This window comes from Streptomyces sp. NBC_00009 (genome assembly GCF_045040855.1).
Lineage (GTDB): Bacteria > Actinomycetota > Actinomycetes > Streptomycetales > Streptomycetaceae > Streptomyces > Streptomyces aureus.
This window is the reverse complement of sequence record NZ_CP108312.1, coordinates 1397347-1413615: the sequence shown is the minus strand read 5'-3', so window position 1 is coordinate 1413615 and position 16269 is coordinate 1397347. Positions and strand designations below refer to the sequence as shown.

Below are 16269 nucleotides of genomic sequence, written 5' to 3'. Positions count from 1 at the left end.
CCGCGGCGTCGCGGAGATCCGGCGGCCACCTCCAACCCTAGAACTCCGGTCGGGGGGGACGGCCCCCGACCGGACTTGAGCTGCCGAGCGGGCTGCTCAAGTGCCGCCCCGGATCGTGACCCAACACTTCACGATCCCGGGGCGGTCAGCACTACCTGGGCGCAGTACCCACAACCGAATACCGGCAAGTCCTTGCACGACGCACCACCTCCCAGAAGCGAGTGCCGCCCGGGCACTGGAAAACAACCGGAGGAGCCGCAGTGGCCATCAAGCCCAGGTTCACCAAGCAAGGCACCACCCCCGACGAGATATCCGAGGGGCACACCGAACATCCGGCGGGCAAGCACCCGGTGGACGAGAAGCTGCCGCCGCTGAAGATGGCGACGACCGGCCTCCAGCACGTCGCCGCCATGTACGCGGGCGTCGTCGCGCCGCCCCTCATCGTGGGCGCCGCCGTGGGCCTGTCGCCCAAGGAACTCACCTTCCTGACCGGCGCCTGCCTCTTCACCGCGGGGCTCGCCACCTTCCTCCAGACCCTCGGCTTCTGGAAGATCGGCGCCCGTCTGCCGTTCGTCAACGGCGTCACCTTCGCCGGCGTCGCGCCCATGATCGCCGTCGTCAACTCGACCGACGACAAGAAGGACGCGCTGCCCGTCATCTTCGGGGCCGTGATCGTCGCCGGCGTTCTCGGTTTCATCGCCGCCCCCTTCTTCAGCAAGCTCGTGCGCTTCTTCCCGCCGGTCGTGACCGGCACGGTCATCACCCTCATCGGCGTCTCGCTGATGCCGGTAGCGTTCGGCTGGGCCCAGGGCCCCAACCCCGCGGCGAAGGACTACGGTTCGACGACCTATCTCACGCTGGCGGGCATCACCCTGGTCATCGTCCTGCTGCTGCGCCGGTTCACCACGGGCTTCGTGAAGCAGATCGCCGTACTCCTCGGCCTGGTCATCGGCACCCTCGTCGCGATCCCCTTCGGCGTCACGGACTTCAGCCCGATCGGCGACGCGGACGTCATCGGCTTCCCGACGCCGTTCCACTTCGGCGCCCCGCAGTTCGCCGCCGCGGCGATCGTCTCCCTGTGCGTCGTGATGGTCGTCTCGATGACCGAGTCCACGGCCGACATGCTGGCGCTCGGCGAGATCGTGGAGCGTCCCGCGGACGAGAAGACCATCGCGGCCGGTCTGCGGGCGGACACGCTCGGCTCGGCGCTCAGCCCGTTCTTCAACGGCTTCATGTGCAGCGCGTTCGCGCAGAACATCGGCCTCGTCGCGATGACGAAGATCCGCAGCCGGTACGTCGTCGCCACGGGCGGCGGCTTCCTCGTCCTGATGGGCCTGTGCCCGATGGCCGCCTCGCTGATCGCGGTCGTGCCCCGGCCCGTCCTCGGCGGCGCGGGCGTCGTGCTCTTCGGCTCGGTCGCGGCGAGCGGCATCCAGACCCTCGTCAAGGCGAACCTGGAGCGGGACAACAACGTTCTGATCGTGGCCGTTTCGCTGGCCGTCGGGCTCATCCCGATCGCGGCGCCGGAGTTCTACCACGCGTTCCCGGAGACCGCGAAGATCATCCTGGATTCGGGTATCTCCACGGGCTGTGTGGCCGCGGTGATCCTCAACCTGCTGTTCAACCACATCGGCCGCAGCGAGGACGCGGACGACGTGACGGCCCCGATGGAACCGGGCGGTGAGATCGCTCAGACGCGTACGGCCGCCGGGTCCTCCACCTCGGCAGGGTCTTCCGCAGCAGAGGTGCACTGACGTAACGTGCGTGACGCCGCCGACCGTATGGCGGAAGTTACTTTCCAGTTAACCTGGATTACCGGTCCCGCGTGAGCCGCAGCGCGACGGGACCGGCCCCGGCGTCACAGCACGGAAGAAGCGCCACCCATTGAATGACACCCCTGACGTGCAGGCCGTGCAGGCCGTGCAGGCCGTGCAGGACGAGCGCGAAGTACCCGGCGAGCGCCAAGATTCCGGCGTCTTCGACGCGCACGCCAAGTCCGAAGTGTCCGACGCGGCCGCCGTGTCCGACGTGCATCCGGTGGACGAGATCCTGCCGCCCGGCCGGATGCTGGTCGCGAGCTCCCAGCATGTCGCCTCCATGTACGCGGGCGCGGTCTCCGTGCCGATCGTCATCGCGGTCGCCTCGAAGATGTCGGCGGGGGACACCGCCGTACTCATGGCCGGCAGCCTCCTGATGGCGGGCCTCGCGACGCTCCTCCAGACGCTCGGCATCGGTAACTTCATCGGCTCGCGCCTCCCGTTCGTCAACGGGGTCTCGTTCGCCGGCGTGGGCGTCATGCTGACGATCCTCGCCACCGAGGGCGGCGTACAGGCCGGCATGCCGGTCGTCTTCGGCGCGATCCTGGTGTCCAGCCTCTTCGGCTTCCTGGTCTCCACGTACTTCTCGCGCCTGGTGAAGTTCTTCCCGCCGGTCGTCACCGGCTCGGTGATCACCCTCATCGGCGTCTCGCTGTTCCCCGTCGCCTACGGCTGGATCGTCGACCCGACCGCCCACTCCCACCACAACGACCCGAAGAACATCGCCCTGACGGCGGCGACCGTCCTGGTCATGCTGCTCCTGCAGAAGTTCACGACCGGCTTCCTCAAGCAGATCGCCATGCTCATCGCGCTGGTCTTCGGCACGCTCCTCGCGATCCCGATGGGTCTCGCCGACTTCTCGGCCCTCAAGGAGGCGGACGCCTTCGGCCTCCCGAGCCTGCTGCACTGGGGCGCGCCGTCCTTCTCCCTCGCGCCGATCCTCTCCATGTGCGTCGTGATGCTGGTGATCCTCACCGAGTCGACCGCCGACATGATCGCGCTCGGCAAGATCGTGGACCGGCCGGTCGACGAGAAGACGATCGCCCGCGGCCTGCGCGCCGACGCACTCGGCTCGGCCGTCAGCCCCTTCTTCAACGGGTTCCACAACTCGGCGTTCGCGCAGAACATCGGCCTGGTCGTGATCTCCGGCGTCCGCAGCCGCTTCGTCGTCGCCCTGTCCGGCGCGATCCTCATCCTCATCGGCCTCAGCCCCGCCGCCGGCGCGCTGATCGCGGTGGTCCCGATGCCGGTCCTCGCCGCCGTCTCCCTCTTCCTGTTCGGCTCGATCGCCCTCTCGGGCATCCAGATGCTGCTCCGCGCCGACCTCCACCGCGGCGACAACACTCTGATCGCCGTCGTCACCATCGGCGTCGGCCTCATCCCGGCGGTGAACGGCTCCTTCTACGCATCCTTCCCCGACTGAGCGCAGATCGTCCTCGGCTCGGGCATCTCGACGGGCTGCATCCTGGCGGTCAGCCTGAACCTGCTCTTCAACCACCTGGGTAGGAAGGCGAGTTCGGCCACGGCGCCCGAACCGGCCCTGCCGCACTGACCGCTACTTCGCCTCCTTCGCCGACTTTCCGCCGGGCTCGCGCAGCGTCCGTACGAGCAGCCAGCCGAGCGCCGGCAGAACGGCCAGCGGCGCGAGCGCGGTCCGCAGCGAGGTGGCGTCCGCGAGGGCGCCGATCGCCGGGCTCGCGAGGCCGCCGACGCTGACCGCAAGACCCAGCGTGACGCCGCTCGCGGTGCCCACGCGCCTCGGCAGATAGTCCTGGCCGAGCGTGATGTGCAGCGAGAACGGCACGTACAGACCGGCCGACGTCAGCGCCACGCACACGTAGAGCGCGGGACCGGGGACGAAGACGACCCCGGCCACGGCGAGGACCGTCAGGGCGTACGACCAGCGGAGCACCGGCACGCGGCCGAAGCGGGTCGCGAGCCTGCCGCCCGCCACGGTGCCCACCGCGCCGCCGATGTAGAGCACGAACAGCGCGGCCGTGCCCGCCACCTCGCCCCCGCCCGCCCGCTGGCGCGCGTACAGGGAGATGAACGCACTCAGGCCGACGAAGACGATGGAGCGGCACATGATGGCGCCCGTCAGCTTGAGGAACGACGGCCAGTCGTCCCTGCCGTCCGCTCCGTGTGCCGGTCCGTTCGCCGCCGGGGCGGCGTTCCGGCCCGAGCGCAGGGCGGCCACGCACAGTGCCGCTCCGGCCAGGCCCGGGACGACGAGGAGCGGCGAGGCGTGAAGCCCGCCGGTCGCGACGACAGCGGCGACCAGCAGCGGCGCGGTGGCGAATCCGAGATTGCCGCCCAGCGAGAACCAGCCCATCGCCGTGTGGCTGCCACGGCTCGCGACGCGGGCCACGCGCGCCGCCTCCGGATGGTAGGCGGCGACCCCGATCCCGGACACCGCGACCACCGCCAGCGTGAGGGTGTACGAGTCCCCGACGCCGGCCAGCGCCACACCGGACCCGCCCACCACGCAGCTCACCGGCAGCAGCCACGGCATCGCCCACCGGTCCGTGAGTGCCCCGAACAGGGGCTGCACCACCGACGACAGCAGGGACGCGGCCAGGACGATTCCGGAAGCGGCCGCATAGGTGTAGGCCCGCTCGGCGACGAAGAACGGCACGAGGGCGGCAACCGCCCCCTGGTAGAGGTCCACGCAGGCGTGACCCATGGAGAGCAACGTGATGGGTCCGCGCCGGGAGGCCGGTGGTCCGGGCGCGGCTGTCGGTGAGGCCGTGGGTGCGGGGGAGATGGAGGTCCGGTTCTCTGACACCCGTCCATCGTCCGTACGGGCCGCGGTGGCGCGCTTCCGATAAAGTGCCAAGGTATGCCGGATATCCGCCACACCCCGCAGGCGCCCACCCGCACGCAGACCCTGGCGGCGGGCGAGCGGATCGACGCGCACCGCCACGACGACCACCAGATCATCTACGCGGGCTCCGGAGTCCTCGCCGTCACCACCGACGCCGGCACCTGGTTCGCGCCCGGCACCCGCGCCATCTGGGTACCTGCCGGCTGCGTCCACGCCCACCGCGCCCATGGCCACCTGGATCTCCACCTGCTCGGCCTGCCCGCAGACGTCAACCCGCTCGGCCTGGACGCGCCCACCGTCCTGACCGTCAGCCCGCTGCTGCGCGAACTGATCCTCGCCTCCACCCGCGGCCTCCACGACGCCAGTCCCGCGTGCAGTCCCGAGGGCATGCGTCTGCGCGCCGTCCTCCTCGACCAGCTACGGGCGTCCCCGCAGCAGCCGCTCCAACTCCCCACCCCCACCGACCCGCGGCTGAAAGTGGTCTGCGACCTGCTGTACGAGGACCCGGCCGACGCCCGCCCCCTGGCCGCGCTCGGGAGGGCGTCCGGAGCCGGTGAACGCACGCTGAGCCGCCTCTTCCGCCGCGAACTGGGCATGACCTTCCCCCAGTGGCGCACCCAGCTCCGCCTCTACCACGCGCTGCGGATGCTGGAGGAGGGAGAGCCGGTCACCGCGGTCGCGCACCGCTGCGGCTGGTCCTCCACCAGCGCCTTCATCGACGTGTTCCGCCGCGCGTTCGGCTCCACTCCGGGCGAACACAGCCGCAGTTAGGGCCTCTGGCTGTCCGGCCTTCGGCTGTCCGGGCTCGGTGCCTGCGGGGTCAACTCCCGCACAGGGCTGCGGTCCTGACCGAGCCGCCCTTGTTCTCGTCGTCCGTGCCGAGGACCGCGTCGCCCGACCCGGGCACGCACTCCAGCGCCTCGACCTTGAATCCCGTGAACTGCCCCAGCGCCGCAGGCGACTTGGAGACCGTCAGCCGCACGGCCCCCGACTCCGAGATCCGCACCCGCCCCGCCGCGCTCACCGCCGAGTCGAACGGCCCGTCGTCCCCCGCGTCCGACGCCGAGCTGACGAGCATCCGCCCGTCACCGGTCACCGAGATGTCGGACACGTGCCGGACGTCACCCGTCGGATACGGCGCCCGGAACGACGCCTGCTGGAGCGCCCCGAACTCGGCGTCCCCGTACTTGTTGTAGGAGAACGGTGCGGCGAAGACCGTCGCGGGCCGCTCGGCCCCGTCGCCCCGGTCCGCCCACACCGCCGCCAGCTTCGCTCCCTTCGAGGCCAGCGCGAAGCTCTCGAAGTCGTTGCCCTCGCGGATCCCGGGGAGCGGCGAGAGGTCGAGCACCTTCACCGTGCTGCCGGTCAGCTCGAGGTGGTAGACCAGCCCCCGGCTGGCCAGGGCCACATATTCGCCGGGCGCTCCCGGCACCGCTTCGACGGCCTCCAGGTCGATCGGCTCCGCACCGTCCCAGGTGACAGGGGTGACGTCTGCTGAGGCGGATTCGCCCTCGGTGTACGTGAGTTGGCGATCCGGTTGTCGCCCGGCTTCTTGTTGTCGCGCACGATGAGCGCCTGGACCGTTCCGTCGGAGTGCCCGGTGAGGGCGAGCCCGCTCACGCCGGATTTCACATCGTCGCCGACCGGCTCCCAGGGGCCCACGGCCCCCGCCTGACCTGCCGTCACCAGGGCAAGGGTCGCGGTGGCGGCGGCGAGCACTGACTTCTGGCGGAGCTGCATGGGCGGGCCTCTCGCTTCGGGGTGCACTTGGGGGCAACGCTTCGGGTGACGCGCGTAGATGTGCGGCTGCCCGGGACCGTAGCGATCATGGTGAGCCGGGGCAAGGGGCGGGTGGGCCGTTCGGAGTACAGGAAGGCGGCGCGCCCGGTATGTGCAGGTGCCGAACGCGCCGCTTCACCAAGGGAGTTGTCGGTCGATGCCGGCTGGTGGATGTCAGCCGATGTGGAAGCTGTCTCCGTACACCTTCCAGTCCAGCGGCGGGTCCAGGTTCAGGTTGCCGTTCTTCAGGAAGACGCGCTGCGCGGTGTCGACGCGGCTCGTGTCGCTGTGGGCCTCCTCCTGCTTCATGGCCCACACCCGCGCGTCGAGGAACGCGTTCAGGTACGCGACCTCGTCGCCGCCCTGCGCCGGCGGCTTCGCCTGGGCGAGAGCGCGCTTGCGGATGTTGCGGAAGCTGGTCGCGTCGTCGCCGTCGCCGTGCATCACGATGGCGTCGTAGTACGCGAACTGCCCGAGTGTGCCGATGCCGTCCGCCTTGCCCTGCGCGACAGCCGGGTTGAAGTACACGCGGTCGCGCTCGTCATTCTGGGCCTGCTGGAACGCGGAGTCCTCGGCGGCCTTCTCCCAGTCGCGCCGGTAGTCGGGGTCGAGGCCGTCGTGCGAGTCGGTGCCGTCCACCTCGCGCAGGGCGGGCAGGTACTTCGCCAGGACGTTGCCGGGCTTGCGCTGGGTGTAGAGCTCCACGAGGTCGAGCATGTCGCCGGTGCCGGAACAGAAGCCGATGATCCCGGCGGTGTAGCCGCGGCCGTCGCCGATGTCCTCGATGTAGCCGTACTGGGCCTTCCAGTCGAGCGAGGAGTTCTCCGCGCTCGACACCAGCTTCATGGCGATCTCCTTCTTCGCCGGGTCGTCGAGCCCGCCTGCGGAGACGGGTGTGGCCGTCGCGAGCTGGGTCGTGAGGAGCGGGGCCGCGACGACCGAGGTGCCGATCAGGGCGAGCAGGGTGCGACGCGACGTGCGTATGTGGGGGGTGTGCACGGGACCTCCATGGGGGAGCTCGTTCTTCCGCGAACTGTTAGGAAGGTTTCCTACCAGAGATTGCGGGTGACGTATACCCGTCAAGCGGAGGGGAGTTGGAGGTCCCGGGTGGGGGGCGCCGCGCTCGTGCAGGTGTTCCTGCACGTGGACGGCGGTTCTGTATGTGGCGGGGGAGGGGGTGAGGCGCCGGTGAGGTCAGTGGCCCGGGCCGCAGGGGCGCGTGGCCGGGAGGCGTCCAGAGACGAACGCCGTCGGCGGTACGCCGAACAGCGCGTGGAACTCCGCCGTCATGTGCGACTGGTCGTAGTAACCGGTGGCGTGCGCGAGCCCCGCCCACCGCGGGTTCCCCTCGGTGCCCGCCCCGGCGAGCACCTGGCGCACCCGGTCGATCCGCGCGAAATGCTTGGGGGACAGGCCGACGCCGTCCGCGAAGAGATTGCGCAACTGGCGCTCGCTCACGGCGAGTTGCCGGGCCACCTCCGTGACCGTCCCCGGCCGGTCGCGCCCCGGGGCCGTCGACAGCGCCTCGACCGCCGCCCGCACCAGGCCGTCGCGGGCACGCTCACCCCGGTCGCGGGGCGTGAGACCGTCCGGCAGCAGCTCCGCCATGCGCGCGAGCACGGCGTCCGGGTCCGGAGCGGGCCCGAGGGCGGCGAGTCCGCGCGCGAGCCGCCGGCCCGCCTCGCCCGGCAGCGACTCCAACGGCTCGGCGCGGCCCACGAGTTCGCGTACGGACACCCCGAGCAGCGGGCGCGCGGCGCCGGGCCGGAACCGCAGCTGCAGACACGTCGGGAGCTGTTTTTCCTCGTAGTACGACGCCTTGGTGCGCGGCCCGATGGCGACCACGTCGGTCCCGCCGTCCGGGAGCACACGGAACACGAGCCGCGTCGCCGCGTCCGGAACGTGGGTGATCGCCCCGGTGTCCCCCTGACCGAAGTCCGGGGAGTCGACGGAGTTGATCGAGTCGATCTCGGTGATCCAGGGCCGCAGCGCCTCGGGCGGCGCGACAGGGGTGCCGTAGCGCCCGGGGGTGCTGTGGCGCCCGGGGGTGCCGGTGTGGTCCGGCGTCCCCGCCTGTTCAGCCGTCCTGTCCCGCAGCATGGTCACCCCTCCACGTTAACCGGGGGGAGTGCCGTCCGGGGGCCGCCGGCTGTGCCGGAATTTCCTAGCTGCGGCGGCCCGTTGACCGGCAGCGTTGAAGCCATGATCCTCATCACCGGTGCCACCGGCACCATCGGCAGTGAAGTGACCCGTCTCCTCGCCGCGCGCGGCGTCCCGCACCGCGCCCTGACCCGTGATCCGGCCCGCGCCGCCTTCGGACCCGCCACCGAGGTCGTCCGCGGGGACCTCGACGACCCGGGGACGCTCGACGCGGCGGTGGCCGGCGCCACGGCCGTCTTCATGGTGACCCTGCCCGGCTCGGGCTCCGGACCCGGCGTCCAGGACAAGGCCCTGCTGGACGCGGCCGTGGCGGCGGGCGTGCGCAGGGTCGTGAAGCTCTCGGCGATCGGCACGGGTGAGCCGGGCGCCGGAGGCTTCGGCATGTGGCACGTCCCGGGTGAAGAGGCGCTCCGGGCGGGCGACTTGGAGTGGACCGTGCTGCGTCCCACGACGTTCGCGTCGAACTTCCTGTGGTCGGCGCCGGAGATCCGAGCGGGGCGGCCCGTCCCCAACCAGTTCGGGGACGGCGCCCAGGGCGTGATCGACCCGCGCGACATCGCCGAAGCGGCCGTGGAGACCCTCCTCGCCGACGGGCACAACGGCCACGTCTACACCCTCACCGGGCCCGAACTCCTCACCGTGCCCGACCAGGCGGCCGCCGTCGCCGCGGCGGCCGGCCGGCCCGTCGAGACCGTCGAACTGCCCCTGGAGTCTGCCCGCGAGTACGTGCTCGCCGCGGGCATCGCCGAGGAGTCCGTGGACAGCGTCCTCGAGGCGTTCGCCTACGTCCGCGCCGGACACAACGCGATCGTCACGGACGACGTCGAACGCATCCTCGGGCGCCCGCCCCGCACCTTCGCCATGTGGGCCGAGGAGCACAAGGGAGCGTTCGTGTAAGGCTGTTGGGCGGGAGGTTCTGCCCGGGAAGTGCGTGGTCCTTCCGGAATCAGAGACCGAAGGCGCGTGGATCCGACGCGAGCGCCCGGAAGTACTCGCGCGGATCCGCCACGAGCCTGCGCTCCTTGAGGTCGATCAGGCCTCCCACCCCGGTCAGTTCCGCCGCGAGCGTGCCGTCGGTCTTGCGCACCGACTGCTCGATCCGGAACGTCTTGCCCTCCGTCCACACGAACGCGCAGCTCACGTCCACCTCGTCGCCCGCGCGCAGCTCGCGGCGGTAGCGGATGGTCGTCTCCAGGGTGACCGGGCCGACCCCCTTCGCCAGCAGGTCGGCCTGCCGGATCCCGCCGTGCTGGAGCAGCACCCATCGCGCGTGCTCCGCGTACTGCAGATACACGCTCTGATTGAGGTGTCCCTGCGAGTCGGTCTCGTACCCACGCACTTGAATGCGCACGGTGAACGGCTCGGCCACGATTTTCCCTTCGCCGGCTACTGGGTCTGCTGCTTCGGCTGGTGCTCGATTGTCATGATCTTCTCGGTGACGCCAGCAAGTACCGGCCCCCGGTGCGGGGTTCCGCGTGCTCGCTGACCTGCCACCCCGCCCGCTCCAACGCGGCGGCGCAGCCCGCGATTCCGTCCGGCCCACGCCCCCTCACGGCCACGGCCTCCGGCTGTGGTGTGCCGCCGACCCTATAGCCGTCCCCGGTCGTACCCTCCGCCGGTGGGCAACCCGCCGCCTCCAGGGCGAGGGCGGCGGCCTGCACCAGATGCCCGCGCTCCCAGGCACACGGCCGGTCGGTGGCGCCGTCCGGATTGGTCATGCGGCGCATCTCCACGAGCCCCTGCCAGGCGCTGCGCACCTCGCGCGCCCGCGCCGGACCGCGAGGAACCGGCGCCTCTCCGCCCACCCGCGCCGCGAACGGGCCGCCGCCGGAAGCCACCGGCGGCGGGGGCTGCTCGGCGCGCTCCGGTTCGTCCCCCGCCTCCCGTATCCGGTGCCCGGCCGGTGTCAGGAAGTGGTCGTGCGGCGGGCGTGGATGCCGGAACGCGAGCTTCATCAGGACGAGGCGTGCGAGCTGGGCGTCGCCGCCCTTCAGCCGCCCGGTGACCGGGTCGGCCTCCTCGACGATGCGCCGCTGCGCGGCGGACAGCGGCCTGGTCATGGCGCCACCCCCTGATTCCGTCCCTCGGCCGGTACGTGCTCCCTACGCTCCGATGGTGCAGCACGGGTCTGACAACGGCCGGGTCCGATGGCGTATCAGGGCCGCAGATTCCACCCGGCGACGACCGGACGGCCGTGCTCCGTGCTCAGCCTGCTGACCGTGCCCGTCGCCAGCAGGAAGTGCCCGCCGTCCGCCGGGGTCAGGCCGAGCCTGCGCGCGGTGAGGACCCGCGAAAAGTGGCCGTGGCCGACGAGGACGACGCTGCCCTCGTTCTCTGCGAGAGCGGCGTCCACCTTCGCGAGCATGCGGTCGGCCCGCACCCCCACTTCTTCGGGGCTCTCGCCGGGGTGCTCCGGAGGTCCGGGCGCGACCCCGTCCGTGAAGAGGAACCAGTTGGGCCGGGTGCGCTGGATCTCGAGAGTCGTGACGCCCTCGTAGGCGCCGTAGTCCCACTCGCACAGGTCGGCGTCGACCCGTACGTTCCCGAGACCAAGGAGCTTCGCGGTCTCGTGCGCACGTACCATCGGGCTCGAGAAGACGGCACCGACGTGATAGCTGCCGACGAGCGGGGCGAGCCTGCGGGCCTGCTCGCGGCCGTTCTCCGTCAGCGGGATGTCGGTCCAGCTCGTGTGCTGCCCGGACAGGGCCCACTCGGTCTCGCCGTGCCGGACCAGCAGCAGGTCACCCATGCGACTGTCCTGTTCTCTCCGAGGCTGCCGTCGGTCGGGCCCGGCGATCTTGCACGGGCCGTCGTTCGAACCGTACACGCGGTGCGGGAGGGACGCCCGGCCTTGATTGTCAGACCCCGCCCGTAAGGTCGTAGACGTCGCCGGTCCCGCCGGACGAGGGCGACGCGCGCCGCACCGACCAGGGCGAACGCATGCCGTACCGATCAGGGAAAGGAGCCCGGCCATGACGGAGCAGACCGACCACAGGGGCGTCACCGTCTCCGCAGCCGCCGTGTTCCTCCCCGCGCCCCTGCCGCGCGAGAGCACGGTCGCGTTCTGGCACCCGGACGGCACGGACCTGCCCGGCGCCACCCCGCTCACCGTCGTCCGGCCGCACGGCGCGGGCGCCCGCACCCGGACCGTGTCCGCCGTCCGGCTGCCCGTCACCGACGCCCTGCCCCTGCTCGTGCGGGCCCGGCAAACCCCCGGCGCCCACCCCGCCGCGGCCTGCTGGGGTGCCGCCGCCCTGCACGCCCTGCACCTCGTGGGCCGCGGCCGCCTCCTGCCCGGCCTCACCGCCTCCGATCACGACGCGTGGCGCGCGGGCCCGCTCGACGCGGACGACATCGCACAGCTGCGCGCCATCGCCGCCGCCATGCCGTACGAGGCCCATGCCGCGCCGGTGGAGGGCTCCAAGCCGCTGCGGCTGCCCGAGCCCGAAGCTCTCGTGCGCGCGTTCCTCGACGCGGTCGCCGACTCCCTGCCGCGCAGCCCCGCCGCCCCCTTCGCGGCCGGGGCGCCCTTCGCCGCCTTCGCGCCGCAGCACCTGCCCCGCGCGCGTGCCTGGGCGGTCGAGGCCGCCGCCGGCATGGACGCGGGCGTGCGGGTCTCCCTGCGCCTCGACCTGTCGAACTTCACCCTCTTCGACACGGACGACGCCCCCGACCCCGCCGACACATCTGCCGGTGAGGACGGCCCGGGAAGCGCCGGTACCGAGGAGCGGCGGCGGGCCGGGGCCGCGCTCGTCCAGGTGCACAGCCTCGCCGACCCCACCCAGGTCGTCGACGCGGCGCGGCTCTGGGCCGGCGACGGCGAGGCGCACTTCGGGCCGCGCGCCAGGATCGACGCCGTCCTCGCCCTGCGCCGCGCCGCCCGCGTCTGGCCCCCGCTCGGCCGCGTCCTGGAGCGCGACGTGCCCGACGTCCTGGCGCTCTCCGAGGGCGAGCTCCTCGACCTCCTCGGCCCGGCCGCGGCCCGCCTCGCGGACGCGGGCGTCGAGGTCCACTGGCCCAGGGACCTGGCCCGCGCCCTCACCGCCACCGCCGTCGTGCGCGCCGCCGCGCCCGGCTCCGCCACCGACGGCACCCCGTTCTTCGACGGGGAGGAACTCCTCAAGTTCAACTGGCAGTTGGCGCTCGACGGCGACCCGCTCACCGAGCGTGAGATGGACGAACTCGCCGAGTCCCACCGGCCCGTCGTCCGGCTGCGCGACCAGTGGGTCGTCGTCGACCCCGACCTCGTACGCAAGGCCCGCAAACGCGAACTGGGGCTGCTGCAGCCCGTCGACGCCCTCGCCGTGGCCCTCACCGGCGAGGCCGAGATCGACGGCGAGCGCGTCGAGGCCGTCCCCACCGGAGTCCTCGCCCATCTGCGCGACCGCCTCGTCGAAGGCCCCTCCGCCGCCACCCAGCCCGAGGGCCTGCACGCCACGCTCCGCGATTACCAGCTGCGCGGCCTCGCCTGGCTCGACCTCATGACCTCGCTCGGCCTCGGCGGCTGCCTCGCCGACGACATGGGTCTCGGCAAGACGGTCACCCTCATCGCGCTCCACCTGCGCAGGAACAAGGCGGCGCCCACGCTGGTCGTCTGCCCGGCGTCCCTCCTCGGGAACTGGCAGCGCGAGATCACCCGCTTCGCCCCCGGCGTTCCCGTCCGCCGCTTCCACGGCACCGACCGCACCCTCGACGGCCTCGACGGCGGCTTCCTCCTCACCACGTACGGCACCCTGCGCACCCGCGCCGCCGATCTGGCCGGGCACACCTGGGGCATGGTCGTCGCCGACGAGGCGCAGCACATCAAGAACCCCTTCTCCGCCACCGCCAAGGCGCTGCGCACGATCCCGTCGCCCGCCCGCGTCGCCCTCACCGGCACGCCCGTGGAGAACAACCTCTCCGAGCTGTGGGCCCTGCTCGACTGGACGACGCCCGGGCTGCTCGGCCCGCTCAAGTCCTTCCGCGCACGGCACGCGCGCGCCGTGGAGACCGGTGAGGACGCCGAGGCCGTCGAGCGCCTGGCCCGCCTCGTGCGGCCGTTCCTGCTCCGCCGCAAGAAGTCCGACCCCGGCATCGTCCCCGAGCTGCCGCCCAAGACCGAGTCGGACCACCCGGCCCCCCTCACCCGCGAACAGGCATCGCTCTACGAGGCCGTGGTCCGCGAGGCGATGGCGTCCATCGAGGAGGCCGAAGGCATCGCACGCCGCGGCCTGATCATGAAACTCCTGACGTCGCTCAAGCAGATCTGCAACCACCCGGCGCAGTTCCTCAAGGAGGCGGACGGCCCGCGCGCCCGTCTCACCGGCCGCTCGGGCAAGCTCGCCCTGCTCGACGAACTCCTCGACACGATCCTCGCGGAGGACGGCTCCGTCCTCGTCTTCACGCAGTACGTGTCCATGGCCCGCCTCCTCGCGACCCACCTCGCCGCCCGCGCGATCCCCTCCCAACTCCTGCACGGCGGAACCCCCGTGGCCGAACGCGAGCGCATGGTCGACCGCTTCCAGTCCGGCGAGGTCCCCGTCTTCCTGCTCTCCCTGAAGGCCGCCGGCACCGGCCTGAACCTCACGCGTGCGGGCCACGTCGTCCACTTCGACCGCTGGTGGAACCCGGCCGTCGAGGAGCAGGCCACCGACCGCGCCTACCGCATCGGCCAGACCCAGCCCGTCCAGGTCCACCGGCTCATCACCGAGGGCACCGTCGAGGACCGCATCGCCGAGATGCTCGCCGCCAAGAAGGCCCTCGCGGACGCCGTGCTCGGCTCCGGCGAAGCCGCCCTGACCGAGCTGACCGACCGGGAGCTCGCCGACCTCGTCTCCCTCAGGAGGACGGCATGACCCCCCACACGCCGGGCCGCGCCGGCGCGCACGCCCAGGCCCGCGCCCGCGTCGACGACCGCCGCCGCACCTTCCCGCCCCTGCCGCCCCGCACCCGCACGGCCGACGACTTCGCGCTGACCTGGTGGGGGAACGCGTGGGTGGACGCCCTCGTGGACACGGCGCTCGACACGGCCCGCCTCACCCGCGGCCGCGCCTACGCCGACCGGGGACACGTCGACGCCATCACCGCGACCCCCGGCCGCGTCATGGCCTACGTCCACGGCTCACGCCCCCGGCCGTACCGCACGGAGATCCGTCTGCGCACCCTCCACGACGACGACTGGGAGCGCATCCTCGACACGGCGGCCGCCCGCCCCGACCACATGGCCGCGCTCCTCGACAAGGACGTGCCGCACGCGCTGGCCGCCGTCGCCGACCTCCTGCCCGCCGCCGGCGACCTGATCCCCGACTGCTCCTGCCCGGACGACGGTCACCCCTGCAAGCACGCGGCCGCGCTCTGCTACCAGACGGCACGACTGCTCGACGAGGACCCCTTCGTCCTCTTCCTGCTGCGCGGCCGCGGCGAACAGGAGCTCCTCGCCGACCTGACCCGGCGCAACGCGGCGCATGCTGCGGGCGAGCGCTCCGCCACGGCCCCCGCACTGCCCTCGGTCGAGGCCCGCGAGGCCCTCGCCCCCCGCACCCTGCCGCTCCTGCCCCCGCCGTTCCCGGCCCCCGCGCACCCGGGCCGCCCGCCCGTCTACCCGCACGCGTCCGGCGCCCCCGACCCGCTCGCCCTCGACCTCCTCGCCACGGAGGCCGCGGCCCGCGCCCACACGTTCCTCACCCGGGGCATCGACCCGATCGCCGGACTCACCCCCTGGCAGGACGCGGTCCGGCTCGCCGCCGCCCACCCCGGCTCCGGCCTCGCGGCGTCCACGCGCGCGCTGTACAAGTCTCTCGCCCAGGGCACCGGACGCACGGCCACCGACCTGGCCCGCGCCGTCGCCGCCTGGCGCCAGGGCGGACTCGCGGGCCTGGACGTCCTCGAAGGGGAGTGGGACCCGCCGGCCGGTCCCTTCGACCGCGCCCGCCCGGCCCTCATCGCCGCGGACTTCCCCCACTTCCGCCCCCACCGCAACAGGCTCTCGACCGACAACCTCCAGCTCCGCCTCGGCCGCGAAGGCCTCTGGTACGGCTACGAGTCGGACCCCGGCCGTGAGGACTGGTGGCCGAGAGGCACCCCCGACACGGACCCGGTCGGCGCCCTCACGGCACTGCTCGGCCGCTGACGGGCCCGTCCGGCGACGGCCGAGCACGTCGCCTCACAACGCCTCGGCCCATCGAGTCAGAGTCGTGAAGTCACTCTCGCGCAGCCCGTGGCGCGGATGGATGCGCAGAAGCAGGGCCGGGGCGTCGTGGTGCGCCCTCACATGGCGGGAGTCCAGGTCCGTGATCATGTCGTCGACCCAGGCGAAGGGCCGCCCGGCCGCCCAGTCGAGCAGCGGGCGCGTCTTCCAGTAGAGGCCGTCGGGATCCCGGGCGAACAGCTCGGGCCACTCGATCACGGGCAGCGCGGCGGGCAGTCCGATCGCCGGGCCGATCATCTCGTTCGCCTCGTGCATCCACGTGGTCGCCCAGGCCAGTTCGAAGGGCAGCCCGACCAGGCGCCGGCCGTGCGACGGGTTGAGCATGACCCGTAACCCGCGACGGTGGCGGCGGGAGCCGGGGGTCTGGCGCGCGAGCCAGTTCGCCGGGTGGAAGCGGTGAGCGGCGTATCCGCGCAGGCGGGGCAGGCGGGCGGCGTACGGGTTGAGGGGCCCGTCGACGTCGAGGAGGAGCAGCGGCCTGTCTGTCATGCAGAGGTGTTGCC

Annotated in this window: 14 protein-coding genes; 6 read left to right on the top strand and 8 right to left on the bottom strand. The window is 72.5% G+C overall.

From position 1 onward, the window contains the following. The first annotated feature begins 377 nt into the window (after nucleotides 1-377). Nucleotides 378-1754 (top strand): nucleobase:cation symporter-2 family protein, encoded by a 1377-nt coding sequence (locus OHA58_RS06400; RefSeq protein ID WP_405484818.1) that lies wholly within the window; start codon nucleotides 378-380, stop codon nucleotides 1752-1754. Nucleotides 1755-1884: 130 nt separating this feature from the next. Next, on the top strand, nucleotides 1885-3240 hold the full coding sequence (locus OHA58_RS06395; protein WP_405477248.1) for a nucleobase:cation symporter-2 family protein: 1356 nt from the start codon (nucleotides 1885-1887) through the stop codon (nucleotides 3238-3240). A gap of 132 nt (nucleotides 3241-3372) precedes the next feature. On the opposite strand, the gene OHA58_RS06390 is transcribed toward OHA58_RS06395, so the two are convergent. Further along, entirely contained in the window at nucleotides 3373-4500 is a 1128-nt protein-coding gene (locus OHA58_RS06390; RefSeq protein WP_405477247.1) for an MFS transporter, read from the bottom strand. A 156-nt stretch (nucleotides 4501-4656) separates the two neighbouring features. Here OHA58_RS06390 and OHA58_RS06385 point away from each other — a divergent pair, with 156 nt between their 5' ends. After that, the gene (locus tag OHA58_RS06385) at nucleotides 4657-5412 is read left to right on the top strand and encodes an AraC family transcriptional regulator (RefSeq protein WP_405477245.1); all 756 of its coding nucleotides are present in this window, start codon (nucleotides 4657-4659) and stop codon (nucleotides 5410-5412) included. A gap of 49 nt (nucleotides 5413-5461) precedes the next feature. Here OHA58_RS06385 and OHA58_RS06380 read toward each other — a convergent pair whose 3' ends face one another. The 3 genes from OHA58_RS06380 to OHA58_RS06370 form a co-directional block, all read right to left on the bottom strand. Beyond that, nucleotides 5462-6073, bottom strand: coding sequence for a hypothetical protein (locus tag OHA58_RS06380; RefSeq protein WP_405477244.1), 612 nt, complete (start codon nucleotides 6071-6073; stop codon nucleotides 5462-5464). Nucleotides 6074-6594: 521 nt separating this feature from the next. Beyond that, nucleotides 6595-7419 carry a chitosanase gene (locus tag OHA58_RS06375; RefSeq protein WP_405477242.1) on the bottom strand — a complete coding sequence of 275 codons (825 nt, stop codon included), beginning with the start codon at nucleotides 7417-7419 and terminating at the stop codon, nucleotides 6595-6597. 195 nt (nucleotides 7420-7614) lie between these two features. Beyond that, nucleotides 7615-8520 carry a helix-turn-helix domain-containing protein gene (locus OHA58_RS06370; protein ID WP_405484816.1) on the bottom strand — a complete coding sequence of 302 codons (906 nt, stop codon included), beginning with the start codon at nucleotides 8518-8520 and terminating at the stop codon, nucleotides 7615-7617. A 102-nt stretch (nucleotides 8521-8622) separates the two neighbouring features. On the opposite strand from OHA58_RS06370, the gene OHA58_RS06365 reads away from it, so the two are divergent. Then, a complete protein-coding gene (locus OHA58_RS06365; RefSeq protein ID WP_405477241.1) occupies nucleotides 8623-9477 on the top strand; it encodes an NAD(P)H-binding protein in 855 nt (284 codons plus the stop codon). A gap of 49 nt (nucleotides 9478-9526) precedes the next feature. Here the strand turns inward: OHA58_RS06365 and OHA58_RS06360 are convergent, their stop codons facing one another. From OHA58_RS06360 to OHA58_RS06350, 3 genes are all read right to left on the bottom strand, one after another. After that, nucleotides 9527-9949, bottom strand: coding sequence for an acyl-CoA thioesterase (locus OHA58_RS06360; protein ID WP_405477239.1), 423 nt, complete (start codon nucleotides 9947-9949; stop codon nucleotides 9527-9529). A 52-nt stretch (nucleotides 9950-10001) separates the two neighbouring features. Beyond that, entirely contained in the window at nucleotides 10002-10640 is a 639-nt protein-coding gene (locus tag OHA58_RS06355; RefSeq protein WP_405477238.1) for a hypothetical protein, read from the bottom strand. Between the two features lie 95 nt (nucleotides 10641-10735). Continuing rightward, the gene (locus tag OHA58_RS06350) at nucleotides 10736-11329 is read right to left on the bottom strand and encodes a histidine phosphatase family protein (RefSeq protein WP_405477236.1); all 594 of its coding nucleotides are present in this window, start codon (nucleotides 11327-11329) and stop codon (nucleotides 10736-10738) included. Between the two features lie 223 nt (nucleotides 11330-11552). Between OHA58_RS06350 and OHA58_RS06345 the strand changes: the two genes are divergently transcribed. Then, nucleotides 11553-14414: a DEAD/DEAH box helicase gene (locus OHA58_RS06345; RefSeq protein ID WP_405477234.1), complete on the top strand. Its 2862-nt coding sequence runs from the start codon at nucleotides 11553-11555 to the stop codon at nucleotides 14412-14414. Next, nucleotides 14411-15688: an SWIM zinc finger family protein gene (locus tag OHA58_RS06340; RefSeq protein ID WP_405477232.1), complete on the top strand. Its 1278-nt coding sequence runs from the start codon at nucleotides 14411-14413 to the stop codon at nucleotides 15686-15688. The genes OHA58_RS06345 and OHA58_RS06340 overlap by 4 nt, the downstream gene beginning before the upstream one ends. A 33-nt stretch (nucleotides 15689-15721) precedes the next feature. Here the strand turns inward: OHA58_RS06340 and OHA58_RS06335 are convergent, their stop codons facing one another. Further along, nucleotides 15722-16255, bottom strand: a complete 534-nt coding sequence (locus OHA58_RS06335; RefSeq protein WP_405477230.1) for a hypothetical protein — start codon at nucleotides 16253-16255, stop codon at nucleotides 15722-15724. Nucleotides 16256-16269 lie beyond the last annotated feature (14 nt).